Here is a 25,640-nt window from a genome sequence, read left to right on the forward strand (position 1 = left end):
TGGTGCGACAGAGTCGCAAAACGCAAGAACGATTGGGAAATCGGTAACCATCGGCCTGCTACAATTCGATATAGTTTGTATCGAGTAGTCCGGCTTTCCCATGATGTTTTCCCGTGCCGATAAGACGCCTTTGGCGGAATGGTGGTGGTCGATAGACCGGGAGCTGCTGGGCGGTCTGGTCCTGTTGCTCACCTGCGGCATGGTGCTCAGCTTTGCCGCGAGCCCGCCAGTAGCCGAACGCATTGGCCTGTCGGAGTGGCATTTCGTGCTGCGTCACGCCATGTTCTGCGCCATCGCGCTGCCAGTCATGCTGGCGACTTCGCTCCTCAATCATCGTCAGGCACGCTTCGTCGCGCTGGCCACGCTGGTGGTCAGTGTGCTGCTGCTGTGGGCGACGCTGCGGTTTGGCACCGAGGTCAAGGGCGCGCGGCGCTGGATGTCGTTTGCCGGACAGTCGATCCAGCCGTCCGAATTCGTCAAGCCGGCCTTTGCCGTGCTCAGCGCCTGGCTGTTTTCGGAATCCATGATCCACCGCAACGTGCCAGGAAAGGCGCTGGCCACCGGCATCATGCTGGTGATCGTAGTAGGCCTGCTGCTGCAGCCCGATATCGGGCAGACCGCGCTGGTGCTGGGGACCTGGGCCGTGCTGCTGTTTCTCAGCGGCATTTCCTGGTTCATCATTTTCGGACTGGCGGGCGTGGCCGGGGTGCTGCTGTTTGGCGCCTACATGTTCTTCCCGCATTTTTCCAAGCGCATCGATACCTTCCTGAACCCTGATGGGGGCGGCAATACCTATCAGATCGACCGTGCGCTGCAGTCGCTGCTTGAAGGCGGCTGGTTCGGGCGCGGGCCCGGTGAATCGATCGCCAAGAAGCTGATCCCCGACGCCCATGCCGACTATGTGTTCTCGGCAGCGGCCGGTGAATTCGGCATTCTGTTCTGTCTGGTGCTGGTGTCGCTGATCGCGTTTATCGTGTTGCGGGCCATGATGGGCGCCCAGCGCCAGAGCAGCCTGTTCTCCCGCCTTGCTGCGTCCACATTGGCCATCCAGTTTGCCATGCAGTCCGGCATCAATCTGGCTGTGAACCTGAACCTGATCCCGCCCAAGGGCATGACGCTGCCATTTGTTTCCTATGGCGGTACGTCGATGATCGCGGTGGCGTTCGGCATGGGTCTGATGCTGGCCTTTACACGCATCAAGCCCGAGGAACGCATGGCCACCGGAATTCCAAGCTTCAAAAGCGCCATTGCGCCACTGGCGCCTGCAGAATGAAGAAATTTGTCTTGATGGCCGGCGGCACGGGTGGACACCTGTTTCCCGCCATGGCGCTGGCGCAGGAGCTGGGACGGCGCGGCCATGTGGTCGAACTGATGACCGACCACCGGGTGGATTCCTATGGTGGGGATTTCCCGGCCAGCGCGGTTCACATCGTGCCATCGGCAACACCATCGCTGCGCAATCCGGTCAAGTTCGTCACTGGCGGGCTGGTCATCCTGCGCGGTATCGCCGTGGCCTGGAGCAAGCTGCGCAAGAGCAAGCCCGACTGCGTGGTCGGCTTTGGCGGTTATCCGACATTCCCGCCCTTTCTGGCAGCGAATTTTCTGGGCATTCCGGGCATCCTGCACGAGCAGAACGCCGTGATGGGCCGGGCCAACCGGGCCCTGGTACGGTTCGCTGATATTCTGGCTATGAGTTTTGCCAAGACCAAATTCGCCGATGGGCAGTCGCTCGAACAGGTGCTGACCGGCAATCCGGTGCGGGACCGGGTGCGGGCGGTGGCCGGCGAGCCCTATCCCGAACTGATCCCCAAGGGACCGATCCATATCGTGGTGTTCGGCGGCAGCCAGGGCGCCAAGGCGCTCTCCGATATCGTGCCCTCTGCCATCGCGGCCTTGCCCGATGGGCTGCGGCACCGGGTTCAGATCGTGCAGCAATGCCGGGCCGAGGATCTCGACCGGGTCGCTGAGGCCTATCGCAGGGCCAAGATCAATGTCGAACTGGCCGCCTTCATCAGCGACCTGCCCGAGCGCATCGCGCGCGCCCATCTGGTGATCGGACGTTCGGGTGCTTCCACGATCGCCGAGCTGACCGTGCTGGGCCGTCCGGCCATTCTGGTGCCGCTGCCCGGCGCCATCGATGCTGATCAGAAGAACAATGCCATGGTGATGGAAGCGGCTGGTGGCGCCTGGATCGCCGAGCAGGCCACGCTGTCGCCGCAATCGCTTGGCACTCGGCTCACAGACCTGTTATCCGAGCCGTCAAAACTCACACAAGCCGCCGCCGCTGCCCGTTCGCTGGGTCAGCCGCGCGCTGTCGAGAAGCTGGCGGACGTCGCCGAAATGCTCTCGGGCAAGACCGTACTGGAACACAATCTATGAAAATGCCTCGCAATATCGGCCCCGTCCATTTCATTGGTATTGGCGGCATCGGCATGAGTGGCATCGCCGAAATCCTGCACAACCAGGGCTATACCGTGCAGGGCTCGGACGCCTCGGCCAATCCCAATGTGCAGCGCCTGCGCGATATGGGCATCAAGGTCGAGATTGGTCAGAGCGGCGACAACCTGGGCGCCGCCGAAGTGGTCGTGGTGTCTTCGGCCATCCGCAAGGACAATCCCGAGCTGGTGGCGGCACGTGCCCGCCAGTTGCCGATCGTGCGCCGGGCCGAGATGCTGGCCGAGATCATGCGTTTCAAGACTGCCATTGCCATTGGTGGCACCCATGGCAAGACCACCACCACAACGCTGGTGGCCGCGCTGCTCGATGCGGGCAATCTTGATCCGACGGTGATCAATGGCGGCATCATCAATGCCTATGGCACCAATGCCCGCCTGGGCGCTGGCGAGTGGATGGTGGTGGAAGCCGATGAAAGCGACGGCACCTTCGTCAAGCTGCCCGCCGATGTCGCCGTGGTTACCAATATCGACCCCGAACATCTGGACCATTATGGCAGCTTCGAGGGTGTGCAGAAGGCATTTCACCAGTTCGTCGAGAACGTGCCGTTCTACGGCTTTGCGGTGATGTGTCTGGATCATCCCGAAGTGCAGGCCCTGGTCGGCGAGATCAAGGATCGCCGGGTCATCACCTATGGCCAGAACCCGCAGGCCGATGTGCGGCTGGTGGATCTCGAAACCATTGATGGCGTGAGCCATTTTTCGATCGAAATCCGCGACCGCATCCGCATGACGCAATTGCGTATCGATGGGCTCGAACTGCCTATGCCGGGCGTGCACAATGCGCTCAATGCCACGGCCGCCATTGCCGTGGCCGATCAGTTGCACGTGCCGGCCGAGGCGATCCGCACCGGCCTCAAGGGCTTTACCGGCGTCAAGCGCCGCTTCACCCGCACCGGTGTGGTCGGTGGCGTCACCATTATCGACGATTATGGCCATCACCCTGTCGAGATAACCGCCGCGCTCAAGGCTGCGCGGGAGTCGACACGGCGCGATGTGATCGCCGTGGTGCAACCGCACCGCTATAGCCGCCTCAAGGATCTGTTCGACGATTTCTCGGCCTGCTTCAACGATGCCGATACGGTGATTGTCGCGCCGGTTTATGCCGCCGGTGAGCAGCCTATCGAGGGCGTGACGCATGAAGAACTGGTCAACCGCATCCTGTCACGTGGTCACCGCGATGCGCGGGTGATTGATCGTCCTGAGGCGTTGGCGCCGCTGCTGGCCAGCCGGGTGGCAGATGGCGATTATGTCGTGTGTCTGGGCGCAGGCAATATCACGCAATGGGCGGCCACGCTGCCCGGCGAGTTGGCGGCCCTGATGAGCGAGGAGGTCAAGTGAGCTTTCCCGATCTCATTCCCGCGTTTCAGCCCTGGATTGCCGAAGTCCGCGGCCGGTTGATCCCCAACCAACTGCTCAGCGAAATCACCTGGTTCCGCGTTGGTGGGCCGGCGCAGCTGTTTTTTACGCCCGCTGACGAAGCCGACCTGGCGTTCTTTTTGAAGAACCTGCCCGCCGATATCCGGGTGACGGTGATCGGGCTGGGCTCGAACCTGCTGATCCGCGATGGCGGCCTTGATGGCGTGGTCATCCGGCTTTCGGGCAAGGCCTTTGGCCAGGTCGAGGTGCTGGAGGATCACAAGATCCGCGTCGGTACCTCGCTGCCGGACGTCAAGGTGGCCACAGCGGCGGCCGAAGCCGGCATTGACGGGTTGACCTTTTATCGCGGCATTCCCGGCGGCATCGGCGGGGCGCTCTACATGAATGCAGGCTGCTATGGCACCGAGACGCGCGACCGCATGGTCGAACTGCGCGCCGTGACGCGGCAGGGCGAGATCATCACGCTGACCAATGCCGATATGGACTACCATTATCGCAAGTCGAATGGCCCTCGTGGGGCGGTGTTCGTCTCGGCGGTCTATCAGGGCTTTGGCGGCGACCGCGAAGAGATCCTGAGCCGGATGCGCGAGATTACCGAAAAGCGCGAATCCAGCCAGCCGACCAAGGCCAAGACAGGCGGTTCGACCTTCAAGAACCCCGAAGGCCATTCAAGCTGGAAGCTGGTAGATGCCGCTGGTGGCCGTGGTCTGCGGGTGGGTGGCGCCCAGATGAGCGAACTGCATGCCAACTTCCTGCTCAATGTCGATAACGCAACGGCCCATGACATCGAAACGCTGGGTGAAACGGTGCGCAACAAGGTGCGCGCCAGTTCCGGCATCGAGCTGAAATGGGAAATCCGCCGCATGGGTCATTTCGAACCCGGCAGGGAAGTCCGCGAGTTTCTCGACGGCGATGTCTTCACGGGGGCGGTCTAGCCATGAGCAAACATGTCGCCGTGCTGATGGGGGGCTGGTCCAACGAACGCCCTGTTTCGCTTGCCTCGGGCCGGGAATGCGCCGCTGCACTGCGTCGGGCGGGCTATCAGGTCACCGAAGTCGATGTCGGGCGCGACATTGCCAGTGTGCTGAGCGAACTCAAGCCTGATGTGGCGTTCAATGCGCTGCATGGCCCCTTTGGCGAAAGCGGCATGATGCAAGGCGTGCTGGAGCTGCTGGGCATTCCCTATACCCATTCGGGCGTGCTGGCGTCGGCGCTGGCCATGGACAAGCATCAGGCCAAGATCGCCATGAAGGCGGCCGGCGTGCCGGTGACCGATCACGTTATCGTGTCACGCGCCGAAGCCGGACGCGCCCATGTGATGCCGCCACCCTATGTGATCAAGCCGATCGCTGATGGTTCGAGCTTTGGCGTGTTCATCGTCAAGGGCGATACCAGCCATCCGCCACAGGAAATTCTGCGCGAAGACTGGAATTCGGGCGAAGAGCTGATGGTGGAGCGCTATATTCCGGGGCGCGAACTGACGTGTTCGGTGATGGGCGATGTGGCGCTTGGCGTCACCGAAATCGTCATTCCGCAGGGCTTCTACAACTATGAAGCCAAATACGCCAAAGGCGGCTCAACCCATATTATTCCGGCTCAGCTGCAACCGAAAATTTACGACAAAGTGCAAAAACTGAGCCTTGCCGCGCATGCGGCGCTCGGCTGCCGCGGCGTGACCCGGTGTGATTTCCGCTACAATGACGCGGCCGGCGAGGATGGGGAACTGGTCTGTCTGGAGATCAATACCCAGCCTGGCATGACCGAGACATCGCTGGTGCCCGAGCAGGCTGTGCATGCCGGACACTCCTTTGAAGAATTAGTCGCCTGGATGGTGGAGGACGCGAGTTGCAACAGGTAAAAAGCGAGACCTTTCTCGCTGGTGCGCGGATCGTGGATCCCCGTGCATTGCCCGTGCCTGTCCGCTCCTCCCGCCGCAAGTTCATCAACAATCTCGGCCGTGTCTGGGTGCTGCATGGCGCCCTGATCAAGCGTGGGCTGACCGTCGCGGCCGCTCTTGCTGGCCTGCTGGCCCTCTATCAACTACGCGAACCCATCGCCCATGGTGGCCTGGTTCTGGTGGAAGTGGCGCAGGGCCGCTTCGCCGATGCCGGTCTGGCGATTGGCGAAATCTCGATTACCGGTCAGGCACTGACCAGCGAACAGGCGATCTTTGATGCGCTGGGCGTTGAGCCGCACACCTCCACGGTGGCGTTCGATGTCGAAGCCGCGCGGCAGCGGATTGCCGAACTGCCGGCCATTGCCACCGTGAGCGTGCGCAAGATCTATCCTGGCGATCTGTCCATCACGCTGACCGAAAAGACCCCGGTGGCGCGCTGGCGCGTAGATGGCATCACCTTTGTGGTTGATGCCAGTGGCGAACAGATCGGCGAGGATCGGGGCGCCTATGGCGATCTGCCGCTGGTGGTGGGCGATGGCGCCAATGATGATGCCATGGTGATGATCCGGGCGCTCGATCAATATCCCACCCTCAAGGATGGTCTGGTGGCGCTGTCGCGTATCGCGGACCGCCGCTGGGACATGATCTATGACACCGGCCTGCGCGTGCAATTGCCCGAACTGGGCGTTGCCGGCGCGCTGCGCCACCTGGTCGGCTATCAGGCCGATTATCAATTGCTCGACCGCGACGTCTCGGTGATCGACCTGCGGGTCGCCGGGCTCGTGGCTGTGCGTCCCACCCAATCTGACGAAGAAGCCGACGACCAATGATGAGTGATGCCATGACATCCCGGTTGCGCCCCGTGCAGCCCGGCAAGACGACGCTGGTGGCGGTGCTCGACATCGGCTCGACCAAGGTGTGCTGCGTGATCGCGCGTCTGACCCCGCGTGCCGAGGGCAAGGCGCTCAAGGGGCGCTCGCATCAGGCGCAGGTGATCGGCTTCGGCTATGGCCCCTCGGCTGGCGTCAAGAGCGGCGTAGTCACCGATATCGAAAAGGCCGAGCAGACCATCCGCTCGGTGGTGGGCATGGCTGAACGCTCGGCGGGGCTGACGCTGGAGTCGGTGATCGTCAATGTCACCGCGGGCCGCCTGGGTTCGGAAACATTCTCGGCGGCGGTGTCGCTGGATGGTCAGGAAGTCGAAAAGGCCGACATCCGCCGCGTGCTGCGGGCGGTCAATGAGCGCTCGGTACGCCCGGAGCGATCGATCATTCACGCGCTACCGATTGGTTACGCGATCGACGGCCAGAAGGGCATTCGCGATCCCAAGGGGATGGTGGGTGACAAGCTGGGCGTCGATGTTGCCGTGGTCAGCTCGGAGACGCTGGCGATGCGCAATCTCGAACTGGTGCTGCATCGGTGCCATCTGCAGATCGAAGCGCTGATCGCCACGCCTTATGCATCGGGTCTGTCCACGCTGGTGGATGACGAGGCCAAGCTGGGCGTGGCCTGCATTGATTTTGGCGGCGCCACCACCACGGTTTCGGTCTTTAATGAAGGCCATCTGGTCTATGCCGATGCCATCGCCATTGGTGGCCACCATCTGACGCTCGATATTGCCCGCCAGCTATCGGTCAGCGTGGCCGATGCCGAACGGCTCAAGACATTCTACGGCTCGGTGCTGCCCGGTCAGGCTGATGAGCGCGACATGATCCCGATCCAGCCGGTGGGCGCCAGCCATGATGAGGCGCCGGGGCAGGTGGCCCGTTCGGTGCTGACGCGCATCATGCGCCCGCGCATCGAGGAAATTCTGACGGCCATTCGCGACCGCATGCAGGCTACCGGCATGATGGATGTGTGTGGGCGTCGCTTTGTGCTGACGGGCGGGGCCAGTGAAATGACCGGCCTGCCCGAAGTGGCGCGCCGCACGCTGGCGCGCAATGTGCGCACCGGCCGCCCGATGGGCGTTGCCGGCCTGCCCGAAATGGCCAAGGGCGCTGCCTTTGCGACCGTTACCGGCATGCTGGTCTATCCGCAGGTCTGCGCCAAGGAGTATTCCGAGCCGCGCGGCAGCCACAAGCTGACCGGCACGGACGGCTATTTCGCCCGCGTCGGCAACTGGTTGCGCACCAGCTTCTAGCGCCTAGTTTCCGGCATATGCCTGTTCAAGATCGGCGATGATCAGCTTGGTCATCTTGAACATCGCCTCGGTGGCGCGCTGGGCCCCGGCGGGGTCTGCGCCGCCAATTGTGCCGGCAAGCTGGTCGGGCACGACCTGCCAGCTCAACCCGAACCGGTCCTTGCACCAGCCACACTGGCCTGGTGAGCCGCCCCCACTGGTCAGCGTATCCCAAAAATAGTCGACTTCGTCCTGATCGCGGCAGCCGATGACGAAGGAGACCGCCTCACTGAAGGTGAATTGCGGGCCGCCATTGAGCAGCATGAAGCGGTGACCTTCGAGTTCGATCTCGGCAATCGCGGTGGGGGTATGCGCATCGCGGCGTACCCGCCGCAGGATTTTGGCGCTCTTGAAGGTGCTGGTATAAAATTCGATGGCGTCATCGATGCGATTGTCGAACCACAGGCACGTCATGATGTCGGTCATGGTGGTCTCCTTTGATCCCGTCGGGGGCAGGGCGAGAATTTGCCAAATTTCTTTTTTGCGGCAGTCGGATCGCCTCACTGAGTCACGCGGGCAGGATATGCCGGAGCCAGCGTGGTTAACAGTGGTTCAATCGGTAACCAATCGGAGTCGCATTTTGCGATCACGTTAACACCGGTGGGACAATTGTTAGGAGGGAGTTAACGTTTGACGGGGTAAATGTTTACCAACACCGCCACTATGAGGCCATTCATGACCATCAACCTCACCATCCCGGATATCCAGGAGTTGAAGCCCCGTATCACCGTCTTTGGTTGTGGTGGTGCCGGCGGCAACGCCGTCAACAACATGATCGAGTCCGGTCTTGATGGCGTGGACTTCGTTGTTGCCAATACCGATGCGCAGGCCCTGGCCTTGTCCAAGGCGCAGCGCATCATCCAGCTGGGCGTCGGTGTTACCGAAGGCCTGGGCGCCGGTTCGCACCCAGAAGTGGGTCGCGCGGCAGCCGAAGAGAGCTGGGACGAGATCAATGATCACCTGTCGGGCTCGCATATGGTGTTCATCACCGCGGGCATGGGCGGCGGTACCGGTACCGGTGCGGCTCCCGTGGTGGCCCGCGCAGCGCGCGAGCAGGGCATCCTGACCGTTGGTGTTGTCACCAAGCCATTCAATTTCGAAGGCAATCGACGTGCCCGTCTGGCCGAAGATGGCATTGACGAGCTGCACCGCCATGTCGATACGCTGATCGTCATTCCCAATCAGAACCTGTTCCGCGTGGCCAATGAAAAGACCACCTTTGCCGACGCGTTTGCGATGGCCGACCAGGTGCTGTTCTCGGGCGTGGCCTGCATTACCGATCTGATGGTCAAGGAAGGCCTGATCAACCTCGATTTCGCCGACGTGCGCGCCGTAATGCGCGGCATGGGCAAGGCGATGATGGGTACCGGCGAAGCATCGGGCGAAGATCGTGCCCGCCACGCCGCCGAAGCTGCCATTGCCAACCCACTGCTCGACGATGTGTCGATGCACGGCGCTCGCGGCCTGCTGATCTCGATCACCGGTGGTCCGGATCTGACACTGTATGAAGTCGATGAAGCTGCCAGCCGCATCCGCGAAGAAGTCGATGTGGACTGCAACATCATTCTGGGCGCGACCTATGACCCAAGCCTGACGGGCACGCTGCGCGTGTCGGTTGTGGCCACGGGAACGGATGCGACCATGGTGCAGGCTCTTGAGCCCGCCAAGCCACATGCTTCGCGCACCCCACTTGAAGTGCGCCGCCATGTGCCGGTCGAGCCAAGCCGCACAGGTACTGAGCGCGCTGCCATCGCTTCGCCCGTGACTGTGCCCGAGCAGGTCGAGCATCAGGTTGAAGCCGCTGTGGCCGAAGCCTTCTCGTTTAACGACATCACCCCCAGCACCCCGGCTGAAGCCGAAGATGATGGCGTGATGGTCGAACCCTATATCCCCGCTGCCGCTGTTGCGCCGCAGGAAGACGACGAGCCCGTGATGGCCGCCGACTCACCTGTACCAAGCGCATATGTGCCCTCGCATGCCGTTCACCCCGAAGGTCAGCGCCGCATGCCGCGTACCGAGGAGCTTCCGGTTGTTGCGCGACGGACACAGGAACCAGCGGAACGTGCTGATGCAGAGCCTCGCAATGCGCGTGCGCTGTTCAAGCGTCTGGCGTCAAATGTTGGTCTTAACCTGGGCCAGCCAGAGGCGCCCCAGAAGAGCGAACCAGCCTATTCCGCCGCCGATGACAATGCCGCTCGCAGCGCCATAGAGGCCGGTGGCGCAAGGGCTTCGCGGGTTGCTGCCCCAACCGAGGGTGCCCATGGCAATCTCGACAATCATGCCCGCCAGCCTGCTGCGGCACCCCAGAAAGAGAGCCTGGAAATTCCAGCTTTCCTGCGCAATCACGGTTAGTTGGTTCCCCCGGGAATCTTGAAACATTGCTCGGTGCGGCTTCCGCACCGAGTTTTTTTTGGCTAGTACAAGCCGTGGGCAAACGCGGCTTGGGGTCGGAGTAATTCCAGTATGCAAAAACTGAACACGCGCCAGCGTACCCTCGCGGCTGCGATCGACTTCTCCGGCTACGGTGTCCACAGCGGTCAACCCGTCAACCTGACAATCAGTCCAGCAGCGGCCGATAGCGGCTTCCTGATCTGCCGCACGCTTGAGAACGGCACCACGACCGTGCCGGTGCAGGTGCATTTTTCGCGGGTCAGCCGAACCACGCTGTGCACGACGCTCGATCTGGGTGACAGCGTCAGCGTTGCCACCATCGAACATGTGACCTCTGCCCTCAGCGGAATGGGCGTCGACAATGCGCTCATTACCATTGATGGCAGTGAATGCCCGATCCTGGATGGCAGTGCCCGTCCGTTCGCCGAGGCAATCTTGGCGACAGGTCTGGAAATCCAGCCCGCGCACCGCAAGTTTCTCAAGATCATGCGCGCCGTTACCGTGCGCAACAATGACGCCTTTGCCGCGCTTGAGCCCTATAATGGCCGCTCGCTCGATCTCGAGATCGATTTTGATAGCAAGGTCATTGGTCGCCAGCGGATGATCTTCGACTGGACGCCGCGTCGCTATTACGACGATGTCTCGCGCGCCCGCACATTCGGCTTTGCCCGTGATGCCAAGATCCTCCGGCAAGCTGGCTATGCGCTGGGCTCGAGCCTGGATAATTCGATCACCGTGCACGAGGATCGTATCCTCAACCCGGGTGGGCTGCGTTACGAAGACGAGTTCGTTCGCCACAAGCTGCTTGATGCCATTGGCGATCTGTCGCTGGGCGGTCTGCCGATCTGGGGCCGTTTCCGTTCCTATAAGGGCGGGCACGCGCTCAACGCGCATGTGTTGACCGGTCTCTTTTCCAGTGAAGCCAATTATGAGATAGTCAGCGCCGATGATCTGCCGCTGGAGTTCCAGGCGTTCGATGAGCAGCCTGAGGGTCTGACGGTCAATCATTATCTGCGCTCGGTGCGCTAGGCTGTTCCAGCCAGCGTGGCCTGCGCCACAGTTTTGATCTATTTACTGAATAGGCCGCATGCAGTGCGGTTTTCGTATGAAAGACGGGGCAATTCGTGACAGTTGAAGCTTTTGGTGGTCTCACCAGCCGGGCCGCCCGGTTCCTGACGATTGCTCTGGTGACGGCGGTTCTGGCCGGTTGCTCCCTGTTCGGACCTTCCAAGGTCAAGGAAGAGCCAATCATTCCTGCCGCAACGCTGTATCAGAAGGCGTTGGACGACATGGACCGGCAGTATTTCCAGACGGCTATCAAGTCGCTGGAACAGCTTGATCGCCAGCATCCACGCGATCCGCTGACTGAAAAGTCCAAGCTGATGCAGGTTTTCGCGAACTATCGCGCCAACCAGCTCGATGAGGCCATTCTGGCAGCAGACCGCTATCTGGCGGTCTATCCCAATGGCAAGGACGCGCCCTACGTGATGTACCTCAAGGGCAATTCCTATTTTGCCCAGATCAAGGACATCACGCGCGACCAGCAGCTCTCTGCTGACGCCATCGAAACCTACCAGCTGTTGATTTCAAACTATCCACGGTCCGAATACGCCAAGGATGCCAAGGAAAAGCTGCTGATTGCCTATGATCAGCTGGCGGGCAAGGAAATGTCGGTTGGCCGCTATTATCTGGGCAATGGCCAGTATACGGCTGCAATCAACCGCTTCCGCGTTGTGGTGGAAACCTGGCAGACCTCGACCCATATCGAGGAAGCGCTGTATCGCTTGACCGAAGCCTATCTGTCGCTTGGTCTGACCAATGAAGCCATGACTGCTGCCGCTGTGCTGGGCCACAACTACCCATCGAGCAGCTGGTACAAGGAAGCCTTTGCGCTGCTGGGAAAGCAGGGTCTGGCACCCGCCGTCAATAATGGCAGCTGGCTGGCCGGCCTGCGCAACTAGGCGCTACAAGATTTTGTTGCTAGTTTGTTCCGGGGCGCTATGATGCGCCCCGGTTCGTTTGTGTAACAGGCGGGCTTCGGCAACGCTGGCGTGACCGCCTTCCTGTGCGAAAGCGGGATTGATGGTTTCGCAGGAACGCTGCCGGGATGATAACCTGCCTGGTGTAACGCGCTGGCCTGATGCCACCGACCACGCAATCTGGGATAACACCGCGCATGCTGAACGCGCTCTCGGTTCGCAACATCGTCCTTATCGACCAGCTTGATCTGGCTCTCGACGCCGGCATGACCGTGCTGACCGGCGAGACCGGTGCGGGCAAGTCCATCCTGCTCGACGCGCTGACGCTGGCGCTGGGCGGCCGCGGTGACGCATCGCTGGTGCGCAGCGGTCAGGAGAGCGGGCAGGTGGTTGCTGTGCTGCAACTGGCGGCGGACCATCCGGCGCGCACCGCCTTGCGCGACAATGCCATTCCCGATGACGAAGACATCATTCTGCGTCGCGTACAGTTTGCCGATGGGCGCACGCGGGCCTTCATCAATGATCAGCCGGTCTCGGCGGCGCTGTTGCAGCGTGTGGGAAGCCAGATCGTGGAAATCCATGGTCAGCATGATGACCGCGCGCTGGTCGATGTGGCGACCCACAGGGCGGCGCTCGATGCTTTCGGCGAACTGGAAGGCGCCGCTGGCAAGGTTCGTGACGCCTGGGAGGGCGTGAGCGCCGCGCAAGAGGCTGTGGCCGCACAAAAGGCTTTGGTGGCCGAGGCGCTGGCCGCTGAGGAATATGCCCGCCATACCGTTGACGAACTGGGCAAGCTCAAGCCGCAGGTGGGCGAAGAGGACGAGCTGGCAGCGCGGCGGACGCATTTGCAGCAGGTCGAGCGGTCGGCCTCAGATGTCGGCGAGATCGACGACATGCTCAATGGCCCGAACGCACCGGCACCGGCGCTGGCCAGCCTGATGCGTCGGTTGATGCGCAAGATTGACGGTGGTTCGAGCCTGTTCCAGCCTATCGTGGACAGCATCGACGCCTCGCTGACCAGTCTGGACCACACCAGCGATGCGCTCGAAGAGCTCAAACGCTCCATGGCCTATGATCCGGCCGAGCTGGAGGATGTCGAAGAGCGGCTGTTCGCGCTGCGCGCTGCGGCCCGCAAGCACCAGACCAGCTGCGACGGGCTGATCGAGGTGCTGGAGAAATACACCGCTGATCTGGAAACGCTGCAGAGCGGGGAGACCCGACTGGTGGCGCTGCAAGCGGCAGAAGCCAGGGCGCTCGAAAGCTATCGCAAGCTGGCGGGCACGCTGAGCGCTGGCCGCGCCAAGGCCGCCAAGGCGCTGGGCAAGGCGGTCGGCGCCGAGCTGCCCGATCTCAAACTGGGTTCGGCCAGGTTCATCGTTGATCATCAGATCGAGGAGAGCCGGATTGCCGCCTCCGGGTTCGATCAGATCGCCTTTCATGTGCAGACCAATCCGGGCACGGCGGCGGGCCCCTTGCTCAAGGTGGCCTCGGGCGGCGAGCTCAGCCGGTTCCTGCTGGCGCTCAAGGTGGTGCTGGCCGACCGGGGTTCTGCGCCCGTGCTGATCTTTGACGAAATCGACACCGGTGTGGGTGGCGCGGTTGCCGACGCCATTGGCCGGCGTCTGGCGCGGCTGGCGGGCAAGGTGCAGGTGCTTTCAGTGACCCATGCCCCCCAGGTTGCCGCGCGCGCCCAGCGCCATCTGCTGATCGAAAAGCAGATGGTCAAGGAAGGCGCCTTCATGCGCACCCATGTCAAACCGCTCGACACTGCCGCCCGGCAGGAAGAAGTGGCACGCATGCTGGCGGGGGCGGAAATCACCGATGAAGCGCGGGCTGCTGCCAGTAAGCTCTTGAGCGCGGTGGGGTAGGGTGAAGTGCCCCCACCTAACCTCCCCCTGATAGGGGGAGGGACGGGCCCGGTGGTCTTCAATGCTCGTGCCCAATCTCAATTCTGTCCCTCCCCCTATCAGGGGGAGGTTAGGTGGGGGTAATATCCAGCCATCTCTGCGTCCCTTGCGTTTTTCTGAGACTTCCATGACCGAATTGTCCGCAAAATACGTCGAAACGCTGTCCGAGGACGAGGCCAAGGCTGAATTGCAGCGGCTGGCCGAGGCCATTGCGGCCGCCGATATCGCCTATCACCAGAACGACAAGCCCGAAATCAGCGACGGGGATTACGACGCGCTGCGCCGCCGCAATGACGCTATCGAGCAGCGTTTTCCAGCGCTCGTGGTGCAGAACGGGCCGTCGGTTGCTGTCGGTGCTGCGGTTGCCGAGGGGTTTGCCAAGGTGCGGCATGGCATTGCCATGCTCAGTCTGGGCAATGCTTTTGAAGACGATGATGTGGTCGACTTCGTCGGTCGCGCCAAGGGTTTCTTCCAGAAGGACCTGCTGCGCGATCCCGCGATGAAGCTCTATTTCACCGCCGAGCCCAAGATCGATGGCCTGTCGGCCTCGCTGCGCTATGAAGATGGCGTGTTCGTGCGCGGCGCAACCCGGGGCGACGGCACCGAGGGTGAAGACATCACTGCCAATCTGCGCACCATTGGCGATATTCCCGAAAAGCTGAAGGGGTCGGGCTGGCCGACGGTGATCGAAATCCGCGGCGAGGTCTATATGACTCATGCCGAGTTCCAGCGGCTCAAGGCGCATTCGGCAAAGTTTGGTGGGCAGGACTACGTCAATCCGCGTAACACGGCTGCCGGCTCATTGCGCCAGAAGAACCCAGAGATCACCGCCAGCCGCAATCTCAATTTCTTTGCCTATGCCTGGGGCATCGCCGAAAATTCTGCCGGACAGCCGCAGGCGCCTGCGGAGACGCAGAGCGAAGCGGTCGCCAAGTTCAAGAAATGGGGCTTTGCCACCAATCCGCTGATGATCCGTACCGATTCAACGGACGAACTGCTGGCCCATTACCGCGAGATCGAGGCACAGCGCGCCACGCTGGGCTACGACATTGATGGCGTGGTCTATAAGCTGGACCGGCTCGACCTGCAGCAGCGCTGGGGCTTTGTTGCGCGCGCGCCACGCTGGGCCATCGCCCACAAGTTCCCGGCTGAGCAGGCCACCACAATCCTGACCGGTATCGACATTCAGGTGGGCCGCACCGGGGCGCTGACGCCGGTGGCGCGACTGGCGCCGGTCACCGTGGGCGGTGTGGTGGTCGAGAATGCCACGCTGCACAATGAGGACTATATCAAGGGTCTGGGCAATGATGGCGAGCCGATCCGCAATGGGGTGGATCTGCGCGTCGGCGATACGGTGATCGTCCAGCGCGCCGGTGACGTTATCCCGCAGATCGTTGATGTGGTGCTCGACAAGCGCCCGCAAGACGCCGTGCCCTTCGTCTTTCCCGAGACCTGTCCGGTGTGCGGTTCGCCCGCCGTGCGCGAGGTCAATGAAAAGACCGGCAAGGTGGATTCCAAGCGCCGCTGTACCGGGGAACTGGTGTGTCCCGCCCAAGCCATTGAAAAGCTCAAGCATTTCGTGGCCCGCGATGCCCTTGATATTGATGGGCTGGGCGACCGGCAGGTGACCCTCTTCTACGAAGAGGGCCGCATTGCCCGTCCGGCCGATATCTTCACGCTCAAGGCGCGCGACGAGCGCTCGATGAAAAAGCTCAAGGATGTAGACGGTTTTGGCGCGACCTCGGTCAAGAAGCTGTTCGACGCCATCGATGCGCGGCGCGCGCCGGAGCTGGATCGTTTCATCTATGCGCTGGGCATTCGCCATGTCGGGGAAACCACCGCAGCGCTGCTGGCCAGGACTTTCACCAGCATGGATGAATTCCGCCGCGTCGCGATCGAGGCCACCCATGCCGAGGGCGACAAGCACGCCGTGTTCCCCGAAATCAACGGCATTGGCGATACGGTGCGCAGCTCGGTGATGGGGTTCTTCGCCAATGATCGCAACATTCAGGCACTCGATGATCTGCTGGCCGAGGTCAAGCCGCAGGACTACATCGTCACCGTGTCGGCCGATAGCGTGGTGGCGGGCAAGACGGTGGTGTTCACCGGCTCGCTCGAAAAAATGACACGATCGGAAGCCAAGGCTATGGCCGAGCGGCTGGGCGCCAAGGTGGCCGGCTCGATTTCGGCGCAGACCGATATTCTGGTGGCTGGCCCCGGTGCAGGGTCCAAGCTGAAAAAGGCTGAAGAACTCGGTGTCGAGGTAATCAGCGAAGATGAGTGGTTCGAACGCGTCCAACAATAGCGCGGGTGCCACGGGGGAGAGCGTGATGCGAATTTCGGGCCTAATGGCGGCAGCGCTGATGCTGCCTGTTGCGGCTTCGGCCAGCGAGACGGGCCAGCTTCTCACCAGCCATCTCTATGCCGGCACGCTCGGCGAAGGGCAGGCGGCTCTGGTCGCTGGCAAGGACGCCGGGGAGGCCGAGGCCTGTTTTGGCTGGTCGATGCTGCAACTGGCCGCCTCGTTCGAAGGGCTGGCACAGGACTTATACCGCTATGGCGCGACCACGCCGGGCACACCGGCGGCCGCCATGCTGCTGGGCGTGGGCATGGTAGAGGATGCTGTTCCCGCCAATCCCGATCCCGAAGCGCTCAGCTATGCCGCGCTGCGCAGCGTTATCGGTGATTTCCGCGACGACATCGCGCTGGCCCAGATCAGTTTTGAATGCGGCGGTGATGCCAATGCCACTTATGTGGTGCCGGTTGACGTGCTGGCGGCACGCATTGATTTCAATGGTGACGGGCAAACCAGCGACGGCGAAACGCTGGGCGCATTTCTGGCGCCCTTGCTGGGTGAATTCGAGGAGATGCCTGCCGCGCCCGCGCTGGACGAGAAATCCAAGTCCAAGGGTGTCGCTGCGGCGCCGGATAGCACAGTGGGGTTTGATACCGCTGATGCCATCTGGCTGGCCGGCTACACCCAGGTGATCAAGTTGCAGCTCGATCTTGTGCTGGCGCATGACTTCGAGGATTTCTTCAATGCCTATCTGCATCGGGTGTTTCCGCTGTCCGGTCTGCCCATGCAGGACTATTCCCAAGGTGGCTTCCTGCTGATGGACCCTGACAGCGATGCAGGCATTGCCGATATCATTGCGGCCATCCACACGCTGAATTTTCCGGTGATCGACAAGCCGCTGCTGGCCAGCATTCCGGCTCAGCTCAAGCATGTTACAGCGCTGTCACGACAGAACTGGGATTTGATCCTGGCTGAAACGGACGATGATCGCGAATTGCTGCCCGGACCGACCCAGAGCTCGCTGTTTGGCGCGGCCGAGGTGAATGCGGAGATGGTGGCAGCGTGGCGCGAAACGCTCGATGTGCTCGACCAGGTGTTTGACGGGCAATTGCTGGTGCCCCATTGGCGCTTTGCCCAGGGGTTCGATCTCAAGGCCTATTTCGAAACCGCCGAGCGCACCGATCTGGTGATGCTGCTGACCGGGCAGGGCGCCTTGCCCTATCTCAAGGACGGCCCCATCGCCGACGCCGACAGCTTTGCGGCGGCCAATACGGCCTTTGGTGATGCCTTCTTCAACTACGCTTTCTGGTTCAATTGAGCCTTCGCGTCGGCTGGCCGCCGGCGCGCTTGTAACACACCGCATTGACCGTTCTGGCCGCCCGCATAGCGCGAGCGCGCAGCGGCTGTGCCGATCCTGTGGAGACGAATATGCGCCTTGCTGTCCTTGCTGCCAGCCTGTTTCTAGCCTTGAGCAGTGTTGCTGCCGCCCAGCCCTTCGAGACGCCCGAAGCGCTGCTTGAGGCATTCTACAAGCCTTATCTGGATGGTGACTTTTCGGTTGATGACGCCGTGTTCCGCTCGGCGGGTCTTCAGGCGCTGTATGATGCAGACGCCGAGAACACCCCGGAAGGTGAAATGGGTGCGCTGGGCTTTGATCCCTATATCGATGCCCAGGATTTTGAGCTAAGCGCGCTTCATATCGATACCCCTGCGATCTCGGGCGGCTACGCCACAGTGGTTGTGACCTTCAGCAATTTCGGTGCGCGGCGCAGCCTGAGCTACGAGCTGGTGCAGGAAGCCGATGGCTGGAAGATCGACGACGTGGTCTCGAGTAATGCCGATAATCCCTACCGCCTTAGCGACATCTTTGCCGGGGCCGCGCAATAGGGGCCAGATTGCCCAATGGTAATGCTGTGCCGCCTTTTGGTCATGGCGTGATCACAGTTGTGCCGTGTGCCGTCACTACCCATATGGCGGGACACAGGGAGAGCATGCATGCGTACAGGGCTATTGGTGATGATTGCGGCGGGACTGGCCATGGTGCTGCCAGCGACAGCCGCGGACCGGTTTGACGACCCCAAGGCGCTGGTGGCGGCGATCTACGCCGAGTATCAGCCGGGCGCGCTGGCCAGCGAGCCGACAGCCTATTATTCGCGCCGGCTGCAATCGGTGTTCGATCAGGCGCTGGAAAACAGGATGTTCGCCAATGATGCGGCGATTTCCGGCGCCGAGTTCAAGCCGGCCGAGATGTTCAATCCCTTTCTGCCTGATGTCAGCGCGCTGCTGTTTGATCTGACCATTGGCGAGCCATTGATGATTGGCGACCGCGCCGTGGTCAGTGTCAGCTACCACAATTTCGATCACCCCCGACTGCTCAGCATCGCCACGGTGCGCGAGGATGGCGGCTGGAAAGTCGATGATGTAGCGGCCCTGGGCAGCGACGAGAACTGGCTGCTCAGCTGGGCGCTGACCTATGATCCGCTAGGGTTCTGAGCGGGCGGAGTTTTCTTTGCGGTTGCGACACCCCTCCCGGCCTCCCCCATCAGGGGAAAGGCCGGGAGGGTGACTGTCATTCTTTGATAGCGAGGTGACACCCAGCCGCTAAAGCGCTGCGGTCGCCGTCTGCAGCCAGTTGCGCACCGTCGCATCGACCTTGGGGCCGATCTCTTCGAACACCCGCTGGTGATAGGCGTTGAGCCAGTCGCGCTCGGCCGGGCTGAGCAGCGTTACCTCGATCAGGCGCCGGTCGATGGGGGCCAGGGTCAGGGTCTCGAAGTCGTAAAACCCGGCAAAGCTGCTGTCCTGCACGATGATCAGGTTCTCGATGCGGATGCCATATTCACCGGCCTTGTAATAGCCGGGCTCGTTGGAAAGCACATTGCCGGCCGCCAGTGGAGTGGGGTAGCGCGAGGCGATGCCGATGGGTCCCTCATGCACGCCCAGATAGGCGCCGACGCCGTGGCCGGTGCCGTGATTGTAGGTGACGCCATCCTGCCAGAGAAACTGGCGGGCCAGAATATCGAGCTGAGCGCCGCTGGTGCCCTTGGGGAAGCGGGCCTGGGTGATGGCGATCATGCCCTTGAGCACGCGGGTGAAGCGGTCGCGCTGTTCGGGCGTGGTGGGTCCCGTCGAGAGCGTGCGGGTGATGTCTGTGGTGCCCGAGAGGTATTGCGCCCCGCTATCGACCAGCATGATCTCCCCGGGCTTGAGCGTGCGGTCGGTCTTGGTGGTCACCCGGTAATGCACGATGGCGCCATTGGGGCCGGCGCCCGAAATGGTGTCGAAGCTGGCATCGACGCAGGTTTCCTCTTCACGCCGGAATGCTTCGAGCGCGGTGACAATGCTGATCTCGGTCAGCCCGCCCTTGGGCGCGGTGGCGTCGAACCAGGCCAGGAACTTGGCCAGCGCCACGCCGTCCAGAGTATGGGCTTCGCGCATGCCGGCCAGTTCAGCATCGTTCTTGACCGCCTTGGGCAGCAACACCGGATCGCGCTTTTCGAGCAGCTTGGCGCCAGCCTCGCGCAGCGTGGTTGCAATAGCGGCCGGGGCGGTGCTGGGGTCGATCAATACGGTCTTGCCCGCACTGCCCAAACCGGCCAGATCACGGGTCAGCGTGTCGGTCGTGGCAATGTGGGCCACGCCCTTCAGCGTCGTTCTGAGGTCATTGGTGATCTTGGCGGCATCGAGATAAAGCGTTGGCTGCCCGCTGCGTGGCACAATGGCAAAGCCGAGCACGAAGGGCGTGTTCGGCACATCGCGCCCGCGCATGTTGAGCAGCCAGCAGATCGACTCGGGCAGGGTCAGCACGCCGGCGTCAGCCTTGTCGGTTCCAAGGCTGGCCTGAATGGCAATGATCTTTTCACCAGCGCTTTGGCCGGCCCGGTTGTGTCCGAGAAATTCGATCGGGCTGACCGGCGCGCCGGGGCGGTCGCTCCAGATCGCGTCGACCAGATTGGCGTGAGGCACGATGGTGCAATGCTCGCCCAGCTGTTCGCTCAGACTGCGCACCTCGCCGGGCGTGTGCAGCCAGGGGTCATAGGCCAGCGTCCCGCCCTTGGGCACATAGCTGGACAGATCCGGGGAATAGCCCGCGCCGAGCCATTCGTGGATGTCCACCTTGTCGGTATCGGTCTGGGCCGGGGCCTGCAGGGTATAGCGGCTATCAACGAACAGTCCCGCCTTGTCGGGGCCGACAATGGCCATGCCGGCCGAGCCGGTGAAGCCGGTGACATAGGCCAGCCGTGCGTCGCCAGCGGGGACCGACTCGCCGCGATGGGCGTCGGCACGCGGAATCAGGAAGGCGTCCACCCCGGCCTTGGTCATGGCGGCGCGCAGGGCATCCAGCCGGGGGGCGACATTGGCGGGGTCCACCTTTTCCTCAAAGCTCTGAAACACGGCGGGCGGAAAGCTGGAGGCGGTCATCAAGAAGGTCCTTGGGGCGGGAGTATCCAATAGCGGAGTGCGCTCCGGTCATGGCTGGCTTGAGCGATCAGGGCATAGCAAATCGCGCAGGAAAGCCTAACTTAGTGTCAGAACACAGGAGAGCAAATATGAGCAACGAGAAGAATTTCTTCGTCCGCACCGTCGAAGCCATGGTTGCCAGCCGCGAACGTTCCGCACAGCGTTATGTTGCGCGCTACCAGCGTGATCTGGGCCTGGGCAAAGACGAATTCACCAAGCGTTAATCAGGCCTGCACGCCTTGCAGGGGTGCTGTGCCAATTTGGGCCTAACTGAACGCTTCGGGTTGGCCTAGATAGACTGCGACGACGGCAAAAGACCGCGTCAAAGTGCATGGAGATGACGATGACTGAGAGCAAGAACGATTTTCGCAAGACACTGGGTTCGGTTATCGATGCCCGTGGTCGCGAAACGAGCCGCCAGGTCAGCTATCGCATGCAGCACCAGCTGATCGGCGCATTCACCAAGCGCCCGTAAGGCCGCTGCAGTTTACTGCTGACGATCTGACGATCCCCGGAGCCTGCTTCGGGGATTTTGCTTTGTCTGGATAGTGTCGCACTTTGGCGCATGCGGCGCCGCTCGATGTGCGCAGTGTGTGCACCAGTTCGTGCCAACTGCGCTCACCGATGCGGTGGCGCCGCTACTTCATTTCCAGCATCAGCGTGGTCCATTCCTTGCGCTGCAATTTCTGGGTCAGGGTCATGCCCTGGCGGGCATAGGCGTTGATCACGCCGCGCGCCTGATGCTGCAAGATGCCCGACAGGATAATGGTTGCGCCCTTCTGGGCCGCCCGGCCAACCGAGGGTGCCAGCGCCATGAGCGGACCGGCCAGAATATTGGCTACGATCAGATCATAGGGGCCGTTCTGGGCGATGGTCGGGTTGGTCATGCCGGTGGCTTCCACCGCGATGATCAGCTTGCCCACGCCGTTCTGCTCGGCATTGGCGATGGTGGTGGTCACCGAAATGGGGTCGATATCGCTGGCGATCACCGGGCTCTTGGTGCGCTTGGCCAAGGCGATGGCGAGCACGCCCGTGCCGGTGCCAACATCGATCATGTGGCGCGGCTTCTTGCGCTTGAGCAGCATGTTGATGGCTTCAAGGCAGCCGGTTGTGGTTTCGTGGTGACCGGTACCAAAGGCCTGTGCCGCATCGATTTTCATCGCTGTCAGGCCGCCGGGGACCGGGCCGGTTTCATGGCTGCCATAAACATAGAACCCGCCGGCGCTGACCGGAGCCAGACCCTCAAGTGATTTGGCTACCCAGTTGAAATCCGGATCAATTGGCGAAACAGAAAAATCAACTTTGCCACCAAGGGTCTGGCGCGCCAGTTCAACAAATGATTCAAGGTCGGGCGGGCTATCGCAGGTGGCCTCGAAGAACCATTCGCCGGTCTCTTCATTCTCGTGGGCCGAGGCCGTCAGTGCCAGATCATCCCGTTCCATGACCGCATCGACCAGTGCATAGGCCTGATCCTTGGTGAGCGGGGCGGAGAGCTGATCGACGGACATGGCAATATTCCCTTGGTTTGTGCCTTGTTGCGCCATCGGCCCACGGGCGTCAATCCGAGTTGTCCCCAATGTGCATGTCTCGTGCTAGTTTTAATCAGAACGCACACGGGAGTCGGCGATGTATGGATTGATGGGCAGGATGCTGGCCGCACCGGGGGAACGCGAGGCGCTGCTGGCAATCATGCTGGAGGGACATGCGCCCATGCCCGGCTGTCGCAGCTATGTCATCGCCCGCGATCCCAAGAGCGAGGATGGCATCTGGATTACCGAGGTGTGGGACAGCAAGCAGGCGCACACCGACTCGCTGCAATTGCCTCATGTGCAGGCGACCATTGCCAAGGCAAAGCCGATCATTGCCGGCTTCGCCGAATTTATCGAGACCGAGCCATTGGGTGGCAGCGGGCTCTAGAGCTGCACGGCGGTGCCCGAGACCGACACCATCAGCATCGAGCCACCCTGGCCGACCACTTCATAGTCGATATCAACGGCCACCACGGCATCAGCGCCCAGGCGAAGCGCTTCAGCTTCGAGTTCGGCAAAGGCCTGCCGCCGCGCATCGCGCAGGGTGGATTCATAGGCGCCAGCGCGGCCACCGACGATGTCGCGGATATTGGCGAACAGGTCCTTGAAGATATTGGCGCCGACAATGACCTCGCCGGTGACAATGCCAAGATAGTCGCGGATCGGGCGGCCTTCGAGAGTGGGTGTAGTGGAGATGATCATGGCGGGGCTCCTTAGGGCTCGTACAACGTCCAATGCATATAGTGTGAACCCAAGGCGGGCGGCTCACCCCTTGGTAACAAAACTCTCCAAGACCTTCTTGCGGCCGGCTTTTTCGAAGTCGATGGTCAGCTTGTTGCCTTCGATGCCGGCGATGGCGCCGTAGCCGAATTTGAGGTGGAAGACACGCTCGCCAAAGGCGAAGGCGGATTTGTCGTTGCCGATATCGACCGAGCGGGCGACCAGATCGCCGTCAATGGTCATGGGCCCGGCGCTCTTGCGACTGGACTGCTGGGCGCGGGCGCGCTGCCAGCCGGGCGTTTCATAGACGCTCTCGAACGGGTCGGTCTTGTTGAAGCGGCTGGCGGCACCGCCTCCACCGCCATAGCCATAGCCGCCATAGGAGGAACCGGTATCGGTGACCTCCACGGCGTCGGCGGGCAGTTCATCAAGAAAGCGGGACGGAATGGCGGACTGCCAGAGGCCATGGATGCGACGGTTCTGGGCGGCGGAAATGCGCACGCGCTTGCGACCGCGGGTAATGCCGACATAAGCCAGACGGCGTTCTTCTTCGAGCCCGGCACGGCCGGATTCATCCATGGTGCGCTGGCTGGGGAATGTGCCTTCTTCCCAGCCGGGCAGGAAAACCGTGTTGAACTCCAATCCCTTGGCGCCATGCAGAGTCATGATGGTGACGGCATCGGCCGCGTCAGCACTGTCGCGGTCCATGACCAACGAGATGTGTTCGAGGAAGCCGCCCAAGGTTTCAAACTCCTCCATGGCGCGGCTGAGTTCCTTGAGGTTTTCCTTGCGACCTTCGGACTCCACCGATTTGTCGGCGCTGAGCATGTCGGTATAGCCGCTTTCCTCAAGGATCTGCTCGATCATCTCGAAGGGCTTCAGTGTCTGGGCGCGGAAGGCCCAATCGTCGAATTGGCCAATCAGGCTGCGTAGGGTGGTGCGCTGCTTGGGCTTGAGCTCTTCGGTTTCGAGCAGCGACCGCGTGGCGGACAGCAGCGGCAGATCCTGCAGTCTGGCCGTCTCCATGAGCATTTTGAGGGTGGCATCGCCAATGCCGCGCTTGGGCACATTGATGATGCGCTCAAAGGCAAGATCGTCGGCGGGCTGGGCCACAAGGCGCAGATAGGCCAGGGCGTCGCGGATTTCCTTGCGCTCGTAAAAGCGCGGTCCGCCAATCACGCGATAATTGAGGCCGAGGGTGATGAAGCGCTCTTCGAACTCGCGCATCTGGAAGCTGGCGCGCACCAGGATTGCCACAGAGTTGAGCGGCTCACCGGCGCGCTGATATTGCTCGATCTCTTCACCGATCGCGCGGGCTTCCTCTTCGGAATCCCAGACCTGGGTGATGGCGACCGGTTCGCCTTTTTCGGCCACATCGGTCTGCAGCGTCTTGCCCAGACGGCCTTCGTTGAAGGCGATGATGCTGGAGGCGGCCTTGAGGATGTTGGCGGTGGAGCGGTAATTGCGCTCGAGCTTGATCACCTTGGCGCCCGGAAAGTCCTTCTCGAAGCGCAATATGTTGTCGACCTCGGCGCCGCGCCAGCCATAGATGGACTGATCATCGTCACCGACCACGCAGATATTAGCTTCGGGGGCGGGCTTGCCCTGGGCCAGCAGTCGCAGCCAGAGATATTGAGCGACATTGCTGTCCTGGTATTCGTCCACCAGCATGTATTTGAATTTGCGGTGATATTCGGCCAGCACGTCCGGGTTTTCCCGGAACAGGCGAATGCATTCGAGCAGCAGGTCGCCGAAATCGGCGGCGTTGAGGGATTTCAGTCGGGCCTGATAGTCGTAATAGAGCTTGCCGCCCATACCATTGGCATAAGAGCCGCTATCGGCCGAGGATACGTCCTTGGGCAGCAGACCCTTGTTCTTCCAGCCATCCATCATCGAGGCGAAGAGCTTGGCAGGCCAACGCTTCTCGTCGATGCCCTCAACAGCCAGCAATTGCTTGATCAGCCGGATCTGGTCATCGGTATCAAGGATGGTGAAGGAACTGGTCAGGCCCACCAGACCGGCATGGCCTCGCAGGATACGAGCACCGATGGAGTGGAACGTGCCCATCCAGGGCATGGCGTCGAGACGCGGGACCAGCTTTTCGATGCGCTCCTTCATCTCCCGGGCGGCCTTGTTGGTAAAGGTCACCGACAGGATCTGGGAGGGCCAGGCGCGGTTGGTATTGATGATGTGGGCAATGCGGGTGGTCAGTACGCGGGTCTTGCCCGTACCGGCACCGGCCAGCACCAGAAGCGGGCCGTCAATGCTCTCGACGGCGTCACGCTGTTCCTCGTTGAGGCCCTGCAGGTAGTCGACCGGCTGCTGGCTCTTGAACTGGCTGGTAATAGCACCGGCAGCGGGGCGGGCGAGGGGGTGGTCTGCACCAGACATTAATAGCCTTTCCAACACTGCGCGCCGTTGTGGGCGCAGCAGCGCGGCGTTGACGAA

Annotated in this window: 23 protein-coding genes; 18 read left to right on the forward strand and 5 right to left on the reverse strand. The window is 61.9% G+C overall.

Annotation, left to right across the window (positions count from 1 at the left end):
• The first annotated feature begins 103 nt into the window (after positions 1 to 103).
• Genes KD146_RS03715 through ftsA form a run of 7 tightly spaced genes read left to right on the forward strand, consistent with a single transcriptional unit; the run spans position 104 to position 7,870 of the window.
• Positions 104 to 1,273 carry an FtsW/RodA/SpoVE family cell cycle protein gene (locus tag KD146_RS03715; RefSeq protein ID WP_212659099.1) on the forward strand — a complete coding sequence of 390 codons (1,170 nt, stop codon included), beginning with the start codon at positions 104 to 106 and terminating at the stop codon, positions 1,271 to 1,273.
• A complete protein-coding gene (gene murG, locus KD146_RS03720) occupies positions 1,270 to 2,379 on the forward strand; it encodes an undecaprenyldiphospho-muramoylpentapeptide beta-N-acetylglucosaminyltransferase (RefSeq protein ID WP_212657393.1) in 1,110 nt (369 codons plus the stop codon). The genes KD146_RS03715 and murG overlap by 4 nt, the downstream gene beginning before the upstream one ends.
• The gene (gene murC, locus KD146_RS03725) at positions 2,376 to 3,794 is read left to right on the forward strand and encodes a UDP-N-acetylmuramate--L-alanine ligase (protein ID WP_212657394.1); all 1,419 of its coding nucleotides are present in this window, start codon (positions 2,376 to 2,378) and stop codon (positions 3,792 to 3,794) included. Before murG ends, murC begins: the two co-directional genes overlap by 4 nt.
• Entirely contained in the window at positions 3,791 to 4,768 is a 978-nt protein-coding gene (gene murB / locus KD146_RS03730) for a UDP-N-acetylmuramate dehydrogenase (RefSeq protein ID WP_345790741.1), read from the forward strand. The genes murC and murB overlap by 4 nt, the downstream gene beginning before the upstream one ends.
• Positions 4,769 to 4,770: 2 nt before the next feature.
• Entirely contained in the window at positions 4,771 to 5,691 is a 921-nt protein-coding gene (locus tag KD146_RS03735) for a D-alanine--D-alanine ligase (RefSeq protein WP_212657396.1), read from the forward strand.
• Positions 5,679 to 6,560, forward strand: a complete 882-nt coding sequence (locus tag KD146_RS03740) for a cell division protein FtsQ/DivIB (RefSeq protein WP_212657397.1) — start codon at positions 5,679 to 5,681, stop codon at positions 6,558 to 6,560. The genes KD146_RS03735 and KD146_RS03740 overlap by 13 nt, the downstream gene beginning before the upstream one ends.
• An 11-nt stretch (positions 6,561 to 6,571) precedes the next feature.
• A complete protein-coding gene (ftsA, locus tag KD146_RS03745) occupies positions 6,572 to 7,870 on the forward strand; it encodes a cell division protein FtsA (protein ID WP_249327573.1) in 1,299 nt (432 codons plus the stop codon).
• 3 nt (positions 7,871 to 7,873) lie between these two features.
• On the opposite strand, the gene KD146_RS03750 is transcribed toward ftsA, so the two are convergent.
• Positions 7,874 to 8,335: a VOC family protein gene (locus tag KD146_RS03750; RefSeq protein ID WP_212657399.1), complete on the reverse strand. Its 462-nt coding sequence runs from the start codon at positions 8,333 to 8,335 to the stop codon at positions 7,874 to 7,876.
• Positions 8,336 to 8,584: 249 nt separating this feature from the next.
• On the opposite strand from KD146_RS03750, the gene ftsZ reads away from it, so the two are divergent.
• The 8 genes from ftsZ (at position 8,585) to KD146_RS03790 (ending at position 18,975) form a co-directional block, all read left to right on the forward strand.
• Complete coding sequence (ftsZ, locus tag KD146_RS03755; RefSeq protein ID WP_212657400.1) at positions 8,585 to 10,261, forward strand: cell division protein FtsZ; 1,677 nt, start codon at positions 8,585 to 8,587, stop codon at positions 10,259 to 10,261.
• 111 nt (positions 10,262 to 10,372) lie between these two features.
• Complete coding sequence (gene lpxC, locus KD146_RS03760) at positions 10,373 to 11,329, forward strand: UDP-3-O-acyl-N-acetylglucosamine deacetylase (protein ID WP_212657401.1); 957 nt, start codon at positions 10,373 to 10,375, stop codon at positions 11,327 to 11,329.
• Between the two features lie 95 nt (positions 11,330 to 11,424).
• Positions 11,425 to 12,261, forward strand: coding sequence for an outer membrane protein assembly factor BamD (locus tag KD146_RS03765; RefSeq protein WP_269369167.1), 837 nt, complete (start codon positions 11,425 to 11,427; stop codon positions 12,259 to 12,261).
• 215 nt (positions 12,262 to 12,476) lie between these two features.
• The gene (gene recN / locus KD146_RS03770) at positions 12,477 to 14,147 is read left to right on the forward strand and encodes a DNA repair protein RecN (protein WP_212657402.1); all 1,671 of its coding nucleotides are present in this window, start codon (positions 12,477 to 12,479) and stop codon (positions 14,145 to 14,147) included.
• 175 nt (positions 14,148 to 14,322) lie between these two features.
• Complete coding sequence (gene ligA / locus KD146_RS03775; protein WP_212659101.1) at positions 14,323 to 16,491, forward strand: NAD-dependent DNA ligase LigA; 2,169 nt, start codon at positions 14,323 to 14,325, stop codon at positions 16,489 to 16,491.
• A complete protein-coding gene (locus tag KD146_RS03780) occupies positions 16,463 to 17,800 on the forward strand; it encodes a hypothetical protein (protein ID WP_212657403.1) in 1,338 nt (445 codons plus the stop codon). The genes ligA and KD146_RS03780 overlap by 29 nt, the downstream gene beginning before the upstream one ends.
• Positions 17,801 to 17,910: 110 nt before the next feature.
• On the forward strand, positions 17,911 to 18,369 hold the full coding sequence (locus KD146_RS03785; RefSeq protein ID WP_212657404.1) for a DUF3828 domain-containing protein: 459 nt from the start codon (positions 17,911 to 17,913) through the stop codon (positions 18,367 to 18,369).
• Between the two features lie 108 nt (positions 18,370 to 18,477).
• Positions 18,478 to 18,975 (forward strand): hypothetical protein, encoded by a 498-nt coding sequence (locus KD146_RS03790; protein ID WP_212657405.1) that lies wholly within the window; start codon positions 18,478 to 18,480, stop codon positions 18,973 to 18,975.
• Positions 18,976 to 19,083: 108 nt separating this feature from the next.
• On the opposite strand, the gene KD146_RS03795 is transcribed toward KD146_RS03790, so the two are convergent.
• Positions 19,084 to 20,904: an aminopeptidase P family protein gene (locus KD146_RS03795; RefSeq protein WP_212657406.1), complete on the reverse strand. Its 1,821-nt coding sequence runs from the start codon at positions 20,902 to 20,904 to the stop codon at positions 19,084 to 19,086.
• A 128-nt stretch (positions 20,905 to 21,032) separates the two neighbouring features.
• On the opposite strand from KD146_RS03795, the gene KD146_RS18315 reads away from it, so the two are divergent.
• Positions 21,033 to 21,167, forward strand: a complete 135-nt coding sequence (locus KD146_RS18315; protein WP_269369174.1) for a hypothetical protein — start codon at positions 21,033 to 21,035, stop codon at positions 21,165 to 21,167.
• A 119-nt stretch (positions 21,168 to 21,286) separates the two neighbouring features.
• Complete coding sequence (locus tag KD146_RS18320) at positions 21,287 to 21,418, forward strand: hypothetical protein (RefSeq protein ID WP_269369176.1); 132 nt, start codon at positions 21,287 to 21,289, stop codon at positions 21,416 to 21,418.
• A gap of 163 nt (positions 21,419 to 21,581) precedes the next feature.
• Here KD146_RS18320 and KD146_RS03800 read toward each other — a convergent pair whose 3' ends face one another.
• Complete coding sequence (locus KD146_RS03800; RefSeq protein ID WP_212657407.1) at positions 21,582 to 22,451, reverse strand: 50S ribosomal protein L11 methyltransferase; 870 nt, start codon at positions 22,449 to 22,451, stop codon at positions 21,582 to 21,584.
• A gap of 118 nt (positions 22,452 to 22,569) precedes the next feature.
• On the opposite strand from KD146_RS03800, the gene KD146_RS03805 reads away from it, so the two are divergent.
• Positions 22,570 to 22,860 carry a putative quinol monooxygenase gene (locus tag KD146_RS03805; protein ID WP_212657408.1) on the forward strand — a complete coding sequence of 97 codons (291 nt, stop codon included), beginning with the start codon at positions 22,570 to 22,572 and terminating at the stop codon, positions 22,858 to 22,860.
• On the opposite strand, the gene KD146_RS03810 is transcribed toward KD146_RS03805, so the two are convergent.
• Positions 22,857 to 23,174 carry a heavy metal-binding domain-containing protein gene (locus KD146_RS03810; RefSeq protein ID WP_212657409.1) on the reverse strand — a complete coding sequence of 106 codons (318 nt, stop codon included), beginning with the start codon at positions 23,172 to 23,174 and terminating at the stop codon, positions 22,857 to 22,859. The two genes, KD146_RS03805 and KD146_RS03810, sit on opposite strands and share 4 nt — an antisense overlap.
• A gap of 63 nt (positions 23,175 to 23,237) precedes the next feature.
• Positions 23,238 to 25,583 (reverse strand): ATP-dependent helicase, encoded by a 2,346-nt coding sequence (locus KD146_RS03815; RefSeq protein ID WP_212657410.1) that lies wholly within the window; start codon positions 25,581 to 25,583, stop codon positions 23,238 to 23,240.
• Positions 25,584 to 25,640 lie beyond the last annotated feature (57 nt).

Source organism: Devosia litorisediminis (assembly GCF_018334155.1).
GTDB classification, from domain to species: domain Bacteria; phylum Pseudomonadota; class Alphaproteobacteria; order Rhizobiales; family Devosiaceae; genus Devosia; species Devosia litorisediminis.

Coding starts and splice junctions, on each gene's coding strand:
- KD146_RS03790 (WP_212657405.1), top strand. CDS start 18,478: ATGCGTACAGGGCTATTGGTGATGATTGCGGCGGGACTGGCCATGGTG.
- KD146_RS03810 (WP_212657409.1), bottom strand. CDS start 23,174: ATGATCATCTCCACTACACCCACTCTCGAAGGCCGCCCGATCCGCGAC.
- recN (WP_212657402.1), top strand. CDS start 12,477: ATGCTGAACGCGCTCTCGGTTCGCAACATCGTCCTTATCGACCAGCTT.
- KD146_RS03795 (WP_212657406.1), bottom strand. CDS start 20,904: ATGACCGCCTCCAGCTTTCCGCCCGCCGTGTTTCAGAGCTTTGAGGAA.
- murC (WP_212657394.1), top strand. CDS start 2,376: ATGAAAATGCCTCGCAATATCGGCCCCGTCCATTTCATTGGTATTGGC.
- lpxC (WP_212657401.1), top strand. CDS start 10,373: ATGCAAAAACTGAACACGCGCCAGCGTACCCTCGCGGCTGCGATCGAC.
- KD146_RS03805 (WP_212657408.1), top strand. CDS start 22,570: ATGTATGGATTGATGGGCAGGATGCTGGCCGCACCGGGGGAACGCGAG.
- KD146_RS03815 (WP_212657410.1), bottom strand. CDS start 25,583: ATGTCTGGTGCAGACCACCCCCTCGCCCGCCCCGCTGCCGGTGCTATT.
- KD146_RS03715 (WP_212659099.1), top strand. CDS start 104: ATGTTTTCCCGTGCCGATAAGACGCCTTTGGCGGAATGGTGGTGGTCG.
- KD146_RS03750 (WP_212657399.1), bottom strand. CDS start 8,335: ATGACCGACATCATGACGTGCCTGTGGTTCGACAATCGCATCGATGAC.
- KD146_RS03735 (WP_212657396.1), top strand. CDS start 4,771: ATGAGCAAACATGTCGCCGTGCTGATGGGGGGCTGGTCCAACGAACGC.
- KD146_RS18320 (WP_269369176.1), top strand. CDS start 21,287: ATGACTGAGAGCAAGAACGATTTTCGCAAGACACTGGGTTCGGTTATC.
- KD146_RS03800 (WP_212657407.1), bottom strand. CDS start 22,451: ATGTCCGTCGATCAGCTCTCCGCCCCGCTCACCAAGGATCAGGCCTAT.
- KD146_RS03780 (WP_212657403.1), top strand. CDS start 16,463: ATGAGTGGTTCGAACGCGTCCAACAATAGCGCGGGTGCCACGGGGGAG.
- KD146_RS03785 (WP_212657404.1), top strand. CDS start 17,911: ATGCGCCTTGCTGTCCTTGCTGCCAGCCTGTTTCTAGCCTTGAGCAGT.
- KD146_RS18315 (WP_269369174.1), top strand. CDS start 21,033: ATGAGCAACGAGAAGAATTTCTTCGTCCGCACCGTCGAAGCCATGGTT.
- murG (WP_212657393.1), top strand. CDS start 1,270: ATGAAGAAATTTGTCTTGATGGCCGGCGGCACGGGTGGACACCTGTTT.
- ftsA (WP_249327573.1), top strand. CDS start 6,572: ATGACATCCCGGTTGCGCCCCGTGCAGCCCGGCAAGACGACGCTGGTG.
- ftsZ (WP_212657400.1), top strand. CDS start 8,585: ATGACCATCAACCTCACCATCCCGGATATCCAGGAGTTGAAGCCCCGT.